General features: G+C 73.8%; 8 protein-coding genes. 1 reads left to right on the top strand and 7 read right to left on the bottom strand.

Annotated elements, in window-relative coordinates; translation table 11 throughout:
- Window positions 1-149: 149 nt before the first annotated feature.
- Window positions 150-818, bottom strand: coding sequence for a TetR/AcrR family transcriptional regulator (locus HUW36_RS19690; RefSeq protein WP_246248231.1), 669 nt, complete (start codon window positions 816-818; stop codon window positions 150-152).
- A 58-nt stretch (window positions 819-876) separates the two neighbouring features.
- Here HUW36_RS19690 and HUW36_RS19685 point away from each other — a divergent pair, with 58 nt between their 5' ends.
- Window positions 877-1,710, top strand: a complete 834-nt coding sequence (locus HUW36_RS19685; protein WP_174529521.1) for an alpha/beta fold hydrolase — start codon at window positions 877-879, stop codon at window positions 1,708-1,710.
- Here HUW36_RS19685 and HUW36_RS19680 read toward each other — a convergent pair.
- Genes HUW36_RS19680 through hppD form a run of 6 tightly spaced genes read right to left on the bottom strand, consistent with a single transcriptional unit; the run spans window position 1,700 to window position 7,860 of the window.
- Entirely contained in the window at window positions 1,700-3,049 is a 1,350-nt protein-coding gene (locus tag HUW36_RS19680) for a hypothetical protein (RefSeq protein ID WP_174529520.1), read from the bottom strand. The two genes, HUW36_RS19685 and HUW36_RS19680, sit on opposite strands and share 11 nt — an antisense overlap.
- A gap of 3 nt (window positions 3,050-3,052) precedes the next feature.
- A complete protein-coding gene (locus HUW36_RS19675) occupies window positions 3,053-4,018 on the bottom strand; it encodes an alpha-ketoacid dehydrogenase subunit beta (RefSeq protein ID WP_174529519.1) in 966 nt (321 codons plus the stop codon).
- Window positions 4,018-4,989: a thiamine pyrophosphate-dependent dehydrogenase E1 component subunit alpha gene (locus tag HUW36_RS19670; RefSeq protein WP_174529518.1), complete on the bottom strand. Its 972-nt coding sequence runs from the start codon at window positions 4,987-4,989 to the stop codon at window positions 4,018-4,020. Before HUW36_RS19670 ends, HUW36_RS19675 begins: the two co-directional genes overlap by 1 nt.
- Window positions 4,986-5,783, bottom strand: coding sequence for a DUF3050 domain-containing protein (locus HUW36_RS19665; RefSeq protein ID WP_174529517.1), 798 nt, complete (start codon window positions 5,781-5,783; stop codon window positions 4,986-4,988). The genes HUW36_RS19670 and HUW36_RS19665 overlap by 4 nt, the downstream gene beginning before the upstream one ends.
- Before the next feature lie 2 nt (window positions 5,784-5,785).
- Window positions 5,786-6,709, bottom strand: coding sequence for a phytanoyl-CoA dioxygenase family protein (locus HUW36_RS19660; RefSeq protein WP_174529523.1), 924 nt, complete (start codon window positions 6,707-6,709; stop codon window positions 5,786-5,788).
- 53 nt (window positions 6,710-6,762) lie between these two features.
- Complete coding sequence (gene hppD, locus HUW36_RS19655; RefSeq protein WP_174529516.1) at window positions 6,763-7,860, bottom strand: 4-hydroxyphenylpyruvate dioxygenase; 1,098 nt, start codon at window positions 7,858-7,860, stop codon at window positions 6,763-6,765.
- Between the last annotated feature and the right edge of the window lie 519 nt (window positions 7,861-8,379).

The following is an 8,379-nucleotide window of genomic DNA, read 5'->3' as shown; positions in this document are numbered from 1 at the left end:
AGCCGACGACCCGGGCAAGCCGAGCAGACCACCGCCCAGCCCGCCAGCGTCCGAACGGGCGTCAAGGTCCGCTTGACGTGGCGGCCGGGGCCGGCGGGAAACGGCCGGGTTCGGCGGCGCAGGTGGGAGTCGGCCGGGGTCGGCGGAGGTCAGGGCCGGTCGACGGTCAGGAGGCCGGTGAGCAGGGCGCGCAGCGTGCGGGCGAACAGGTCGTCCCCGGGCGGCGTGGCCGTCGGCGGGGCGGCGAACGCCGCGGCCAGGTGCGGGTGGTCCGCCAGGTCGACGTGGTCGAACGTCACCGTGCCGGTGGACGCCGCGCTGCGGGCGAAGAGCGACACCACGCCGGTGACCATGGCGATCGCCTCGAACTTCGCGGCGACGCCGGCCCGGACCGGCGCCAGGATGCGCAGGCAGGCGTCGAAGTAGGCGAGCGTGTTCGGCCCGGGCACCGCCCGGCGGGCGAGCGCGTCCGGCAGCCACGGGTGCCGGCGGTGCAGCGCGAGTTGGCGGCGGGCCAGCAGGAGGAACTGGTCGGTCCAGCTCCCGTCGTCGGTCGGGTACGGCCGCAACTCCCCCACGCATCTGTCGACCATCAGGTCCAGCAGGTCGTCCCGGGAGGACAGGTGGCGGTAGAGCGAGCCGGCGGCCATGCCGAGCGCGCCCGCCACCGCCCGCATCGACACGGCGTCCAGCCCGTCGGTGTCGGCAAGCGCGACCGCGGCGGCGGCGATGTCGTCCCGACCGTGCGTCGGGGTCGGGCCGCGGGTGCCGCGCCGGGGTCGGGACCAGATCGACCCGCCGGTGGATGCGTCGCTCACCCTCCCACTGTAAACTGCAAACGGCGTTCGCAGTTTGAGCGGTCGGAAGGGGACAACCATGTCGAGGATCACGGCGCCGGACGGCGCGGGCATCGTCGTGCACTCCACGGGCACCGGACCGGGACTCGTGGTGGTGCACGGCGGCGGGGTGACGATCGCGGAGTACCGGCGGCTCGCCGCCCGGCTCGCCGACCGGTTCACCGTGCACCTCTACAACCGGCGGGGTCGGGCGGACGCGGCGCCCCGACGCGAGCCGTACACGGTGGAGCAGGAGATCGACGACCTCGGCGCGGTGCTGACGCACACCGGCACCCGCTGGGCGGTCGGGCACAGCTACGGCGCGTTCGTGGTCCTGCGCGCCGCGCTGCGCCTGCCGCTGGAACGGATCGCGGTCTACGACACCCCGCTCCGACTCGACGGCCGCGGCATGTCGACCGCGTTCCTGGATCCGGCCGAGGCCGCCGTCCGGGCCGGCGACACCGCCCGCGCCCTCGCGATCGTGGCCGCCGCCGTCAACCCGCAGTCCCCCGCGTCCCGGCTTCCGCTGGCGGTGCGCACGGCCCTCACCCGCGCGTTCCTGCGTACCGAGATCGGCCGGACGATGGGCTCGCTGGTGGGCATGACGCTCGCCGAGTCACGCCAGATCGTGGCGTACGAGGGGCCGGCCGGGCAGTACGCCGGCATCACCGCCGAGACGCTGCTGATCAGCGGCGCCAAGGCCGCCCCGTTCTTCACCGAGACCAACGACCTTCTCGCCGCCGTCCTCCCCCGGGCCCGCACGCTGCGCGTACCCGGCAGCCCGCACAACGGCATCGCCGTCGCCCCGCCGGCCCTCACCACCCCCCTGGCCGCCTTCTTCACCGCCCCGGCCACGGGCGAGGTCAGTCGCTGAGGAGGACGCCGGTCATGAGGACGCCGCGGGCCAGGTTGAGCACACCCTCGCAGCCGGGGTAGCCGACACGGGCCAGCGCGCCGGAGGCGGTGCGCCCGAACAGGTACGGCGCCAGGCTCCAGGGCACCTCGGCGGTGACCGTCTCCCCGGTCTCGATCTGCACGAAGTCCATCGCCACCCGGTCCGCCTCGTGGTAGCGCTGGAGGATGTTGCCGCCCGCGTCGATCGCGGCGCGCACCCCGTCCTCCCAGGCCACCGCGCTCATCTCCCGACCGATCAGCACCCCGTGCCCGGCCGAGCCACCGGCCGGCTTGGCGACCAGGTCGGCCTGCGCGGCCAGCGCCCGGTCGAGCTGGTCGGCGGTGAGCGCGACGGTGTGCGGCACGTACCGGCGGATCAGCGCCCGGTCAGGCTCCGGCAGCAGGTCGAGGTCGGCCCAGAGCCAGGCGTAGTTGAGCTTGTTGCTGAGCAGCCAGGCCGCGCTGCTGACGAACATCGGCAGCGTCCCGGCGGCCAGCGCGGCGGCCACCGCGTCCAGACCGGCGCTGGGCGTGACCCGGTTCGGCACGAACAGCCGGAACAGCGCGTCCACCGGGGCCCCGCCGACGACGAGGCGGCTCGCCCCGTCCACCGTGGCGGTGGCGACCGGGGCGATGACCAGGTCGATGCCGAACGGCCGGGCCTGGTCGACGAGCGGCGAGAGGATCCGGATGAACGTCTCCGGGTCGTCCAGCCCGGGATAGTCCGCCTCGAAGTCCATCAGCAGCGCCACCCGCGCGCCCTCGGACAGGCCGAGCGTGTCCCGGATCGCCACGAAGCGCTGGTCCAGCAGGGACGGTGCCGGCCGGAGACCGTCGAGCAGGTCCCGCGCGCCGTACAGCTCCGCGTAGCGCTGGACCACGGTGTCGGCGTCGAAGCCACCGCCGAGGCTGCTGTCGATGTTGTACTCCACGATGCACGGCACGCCGCCGGAGAAGAGCACGTCCGGGCGGTACGCGGCGAGCAGCCCGTCGTGCAGCGCCTCGTCCGGGTCGAGCAGCCGGGTCTCCCCGTCCGGCACATCGAGCAGCCGGCGCAGCTCACCGGCGGTGCCGGCGCGACGCCGGCAGGCCTCCAGGATGAGCTGGGCGATCCGGTCGCAGACCTCGTTCAGCTCGCGGAACGCGTCCGCGGTCAACACCGGCGGGCGGGCCAGCCGCCACTGCTTGTTGTAGGTGGCCCGGCCGTGGAAGATCTTCTCCCACGCCTCGGCGCCGGCCGCCACCATCGCCGCGCGGGTGGACTCGGGCAGGTCGGTCCACGCCTGGCCGAGCGGCGGCCACGGGTAGTTCGGGTCCATGGGTCATCCGTCCTTGAGGGTCAGTTGGATGGCGGCGGCGAGCTGGTCCCGGCCGGGCTGCACGGCCCGGTCCAGGGCCGGCGCGAACGGCAGCACGGCGCCGTCGGGCCGGGTGACGCGCCGGGGCGGCGCGGCCAGCCGGACCCGCTCGACCACCGTCGCGACGATCTCCCCGGCGATCCCGCAGGACCGGTTGCCGTCGTCGACGACGACCAGGCGCCCGGTGCGGCCGACGGACTCGACCAGCCCGTCCCAGTCGAACGGGTAGAGCGTGCGGGGGTCGAAGACCTCCACCGACGCCTGGTCGGCCAGCTCGTCGGCGACCGCGAGCGCGTCGTGCACCAGGTGCCCGACGGCGACCACGGTGACGTCGTCGCCCGGCCGGCGGACCACGCCCCGGCCCAGCGGCACCGGCGTCAGGTCGGACACGTCCGCCCGCAGGTCGAGCGCGCCGGCCGGGGCGAAGACCACCACCGGGTCGTCGCAGCGGATCGCGGACACCAGCAGCCCGTACGCGTCGGCCGGGGTGGCCGGCACCACGGTGGTCACCCCGACGTGGGCGAACAACGCGTACGGGTGGTCGGAGTGCTGCCCGGCCCAGCCGGTGCGGGAGCCGGAGCCGGGCACCAGGTAGGTGACCGGCACCGCGCACTGGCCGCCGGTCATCAGCGGGAACTTGTGCGCGTGGTTGACGATCTGCTCGAAGACCAGGAACAGCAGCGACGGGATCTGGAACTCCACCACCGGGCGGGCCCCGGCCAGCGCCGCGCCGGTGGCGAAGCTGGTGAACGCCTGCTCGGACAGCGGGGTGTCGCGGACCCGGTCCGGGCCGAACCTCTTCAGCAGGCCGGTGGTGACGTTGGCGGCGGCCACCCGGATGTCCTCGCCGAGCACGACCACCGACTCGTCGCGGGTCATCTCGTCGGCGAGCGCCCGGGTGAGCGCCCTGCGGTAGGAGAGCCGGGGCATCAGCCACCTCCGGTCCGGGCGGTCAGCCCGCTGGCGTACAGGTGGTCCAGGGCGGTGGCCGGGTCCGGGTGCGGTCCGGCCAGCGCGAAGTCGACGGCGGCGGCCAGCACCGCCTCGACGGCGGCGTCGACCTCGGCCCGGACCGCCGGGGGCAGCCGGGCGCCCTGGATGTCGACCGGATCGCGGGAGCGCCCGGCCGCCACCTCCTGCGGCGGCCGGTAGTCGAGGCGTACCCGGTGTTCGAAGGTGTGGTGGGCGTCGAACCGGTAGGTGTGCGCCTCGATCAGCTCGGGGCCGCCGCCGGCGCGCATCCGCGCGACGGCGGCGGCGGTGACCTCGCGTACCGCCTCGGGGTCCTGGCCGTCGACGGCGGCCGCCGGCATGCCGAACGCGGCGGCCCGCCCGGCGACGGTGCCGGCGACCGCGCCGGCGACCGGCATGGTGGTGGCCCAGCCGTTGTTCTCGCAGACGAACAGCACCGGCACCCGCCAGAGCGCGGCCAGGTTGAACGCCTCCAGCAGCATGCCCTCGTTGACCGCGCCGTCGCCGAAGAAGGTGGCGCCGACGATGTCGCCGCCGCGCCGCCGGCGCTCCCACACCGCCCCGGTGAGGATCGCGCCGGCGGCCCCGACGATGGCGTTGGCGCCCAGGACGCCGACGCCGAAGTCGGCGGCGTGCATCGACCCGCCCCGGCCCCGGTTGAGCCCGGTGACCCGGCCGCACAGCTCGGCCAGCATCCGGGCCGGGTCGGCGCCCTTGGCCAGCACGTGCCCGTGCCCGCGGTGGGTGCCGGTGACCAGGTCGTCGGCGGCCAGCGCCGCGCAGACCCCGGCGGCGACCCCCTCCTGCCCGAGGTACGGGTGGATGCCGCCGACGATCTCCCCGGCGTCGACCAGCTCGATCGCGCGCTCCTCGAAGCGGCGGATCAGCCGGACCGTCCGGTAGAGCCGGACCGGGTCGGAGTCGGTCACGCCGGACGGCCCTCCTTGATCGCGGCGAGGATGTCGTCCCAGAGTCGGGCGCGGGCGGCCAGCGCGGCGTTCACCGTGTCGGCGCACTCCTGCCACTTCGTGTCGTCGTCGCCGCACAGGTCGGCGAGCATCTGCATGGCCATCGGGGTGTGCTGCTCCCCGTCGACCTCGATGTGCCGCTCCAGGTAGTCGACGAACGTGTTCAGCCGGTTGCTGCGTTCGTTGACGGCGACGACCTGGGTGAACATCTCCGGGATGAGGTCCTCCCGGCCGAACGCGAACGCCGCCGCCTGGCAGTGCACCGGGGTGGTCTCGATGATCCGCCAGGTGGTGCCGGCGAACGCCGCCGACGGGGCCGGCACACCGGCCGCGCCGAGCGCCTCGGTCACCGGCCGGCCGGCCCGCAGCAGGTCGACAAGCTTCTCCACCGGCGTGGTGTCCGCGCCGGCCTCGGTCATGCCCCGCACGTACAGCTCGAAGTGGCTGATGTAGCCCTCGCCCAGCTCGTCGCTCTCCTCGACCATCACGATGTCGTTGATCAGGCGGCGGCTGCCGGTCGGGCCGGTGGGGATCCACGGCACGGTGACGCAGGTGAGTTGGCGCTGCAACGACTTCAGCAGGGACATGAAGTCCCAGACCGCGAAGACGTGGTGCTCCATGAACGTGACGAGCGCGTCGTGGGTGTCCAGGTTGGCGTAGAGCGGGTGCTTGACCACCACGTCGCGGCGCTCGGTCACCGCCCGCTCCAGACGCTCGATGCCCGGGTGCGTCCTACCCCAGTCGTACCGTGACATTGTCAACCTCCCTGCTGGGCGCGGTCGCGCCAGATGACCGGGCAGTAATCGGGGTCCGCGTAGTCCGGCCGCCCCTCGTGGGTGCGGCGGACCAGCACGTCGTGGTTGTACGCGGCGTGCGTGCCGTCGGAGAGCGGAAACTCCCGCCAGGCGTTGTCGCCGTCCTGCAGGTGCAGCGAGATCGCCCGTCGGGGCCGTCCGCTGACGTTCGCGCCGCTGCCGTGATAGGTGCGGCAGTGGTGGAAGCTCATGTGCCCCTTGGGGATCACCATCGGGATCTTGCGGATCTCGGCGCCGTTGTGGGCCGCGTTCTCGGCGAGCATCACCTCGAGCTGGTCCCGGTCCCGGTCGGCGAAGTGCCGGACCACGGTGTCGTCGGCGCCGATCTCCCGCCAGCGGTGCGAGCCGTCGACCATGGTGATGGTGCCCATCTCCTCGCCGCAGTCGTGGAACGGGATGAACGCGGTGAGCATGTTCTCCGACGACGAGGACGCCCAGTAGTGCTTGTCGAAGTGCCAGGGCACGATGTTGGACGGCTCACCGGCGATCGGCGGCTTCCAGATCAGCGTGGACTGGAAGATGCGGATCTCGGTGGCGCGGGCCAGCCGGGCGGCGACCGCTCCGATCAGCGGCTTGCGCAGGATCCGCGCGATGCCGTCGTGCTCGTGGTGCACGTAGTCGTTGTGCCGCTGCACGTCACCCCTGGCCGGCTCCCAGTAGGCAAGCTTCGGCGGGCGCACGGGCAGCCGCCGGTCGCGTTCCCCGGCGTAGTAGCGGTCCGTGGCGGCGACGAGCTCGTCCACCTCGTCGTCGGTGAGCAGCTTCTTCGACAGGTACCAGCCGTGTTCGGCGTAGTGCCGGACGTCGTCGTCGGAGGGCAGCAGCGCCTCCTCCTCGGCGGTCAACCCGGGATCGATGGTGGTCATGCCGTGCCGACCCGGCACGGCCTCACGGCTCTCGCTTCGCTCGGTGCGTCCACTCATGCCCCCACCCCTCCGGCCGCGGCGGCGGGGGTCGCCCCCGCCGCGGCCAGCTCGCGTTCCTTGGCCTCGTAGAGCGCCTTGATGTTGCCGCTGCCGAAGGTGCGCGCCCCGCGTCGCTCGATCAGTTCGAGGAAGAGGGTGCGGCGCACGTGCATCGACTCGGTGAAGATCTGCAGGAGCTGTCCGTCGTGGTCGGAGTCGACCAGGATGCTCAGCTCGCGCAGCCGGTCCACCGGCGCGTCCAGGCGGCCGACCCGCTGTTCCAGGTCGTCGTAGTAGGCGCCGGGCGTGCGGGCGAACCGCACCCCCCGGCCGGCGAGCGCGCCGACCGCGGTGAGGATGTCGTCGGTGCGCAGCCCCAGGTGTTGCACCCCGGCGCCGGCGTGCCAGCGCAGGAAGTCCTCGATCTGCCCGGGCCGGGCGCCGGTGTCCGGTTCCAGCAGCACGAAGGTGACCTGCCCGGACGGACTCTGCACCACCTTGGAGTTCATCGCCTGGCCGGCGACCTCGATGTGCTCGGTGAAGATCTCGGCGAAGCCGAACACCTTCTCGTAGTGCGCGACGGTCTCGTCGAGCTGTCCGGGCGGCACGCAGACCGCCAGGTGGTCGACCTCGGCCAGCAGCGCGTCGCCGTCCGGGGCGGCCACCGGCTCGATCGCGCCGGGCAGGAACACGCCGCGGTCGCCGCGCCGCTCGACCAGCCGGTGCAGCACGTCGCCGAAGCCGCCGACCTCGGCGAGCACCACCTCGGCGTCTCCGCCGGTGAAGGTCCGCGGTGGCGTCACCCCGGTCGCACCCCGGGCCACCAGCTCCGCGTACGCCCCGGCGGCGTCGTCGACCGCTAGGGCCACCACGGCGATGCCGTCGCCGTGCCGGTGCACGTACGTGGCGGCCGGGTGCTCGGCCGACAGGCCGGTGGTCAGCAGCAGCCGGATGCCGGCCTGGGCCAGCAGCAGCGAGCGCTGCCCGGCCAGCCCGGTCTCCGGTCCGCCCTGACCGCGCAGCCGGAACCCGACCGCGGTGTCGAAGTAGAAGGCCGCCTGCCGGGCGTCCCCCACGTACAGTTCGAGATGGTCGATGCCGTTGATGTGCATGGACGGGTTTCCCCCTGTTCCCCCCGTGATCACGACCCGGGCGGACGCCCGGGATGGAGTGCGGTCAGCCGGCGGCGACCGGGGTGGCGGCCCGGCGGGCCGGCTCCGCGAGCCGGCGCAGCAGCAGGCTCACGTTCTGGCCGCCGAACCCGAACGAGTTCGTCAGCGCGTGGTCGGTCCCGGTGGGCCGGGGCACGGCACGGACGTGGTCCGCCTCGCACTCCGGGTCCGGGTCGTCCAGGTGGTAGGTGGGCGGCAGCAGGCCGCGCCCGAGCGCCAGCGCGGTGACCGCGGCCTCCAGCACCCCGGACGCGCCGAGCAGGTGCCCGGTGAGCGCCTTGGTGGAGCTGACCGGCACCCCGCCGACGCCGAACACCTCGGCCAGCGCGGTCGTCTCGGCGACGTCACCGAGCTTCGTGCCGGTGCCGTGCGCGTTGACGTAGCCGACGTCGTCCGGTCCGACGCCGCCGCCGGCCAGCGCCCAGATCGGAAGAGCACACGTCTGAACTCCAGTCACTC

The sequence above is a fragment of the Micromonospora maritima genome (assembly GCF_902825405.1).
Classification (GTDB): Bacteria; Actinomycetota; Actinomycetes; order Mycobacteriales; family Micromonosporaceae; genus Micromonospora; species Micromonospora maritima.
This window is presented reverse-complemented; position numbering and strand designations above follow the sequence as displayed.

Bases quoted from the DNA above. Each gene is read 5' to 3' on its own strand.
- HUW36_RS19685 (WP_174529521.1), top strand. From the start codon at position 877: ATGTCGAGGATCACGGCGCCGGACGGCGCGGGCATCGTCGTGCACTCC.
- hppD (WP_174529516.1), bottom strand. From the start codon at position 7,860: ATGCACATCAACGGCATCGACCATCTCGAACTGTACGTGGGGGACGCC.
- HUW36_RS19680 (WP_174529520.1), bottom strand. From the start codon at position 3,049: ATGGACCCGAACTACCCGTGGCCGCCGCTCGGCCAGGCGTGGACCGAC.
- HUW36_RS19660 (WP_174529523.1), bottom strand. From the start codon at position 6,709: ATGACCACCATCGATCCCGGGTTGACCGCCGAGGAGGAGGCGCTGCTG.
- HUW36_RS19665 (WP_174529517.1), bottom strand. From the start codon at position 5,783: ATGTCACGGTACGACTGGGGTAGGACGCACCCGGGCATCGAGCGTCTG.
- HUW36_RS19675 (WP_174529519.1), bottom strand. From the start codon at position 4,018: ATGCCCCGGCTCTCCTACCGCAGGGCGCTCACCCGGGCGCTCGCCGAC.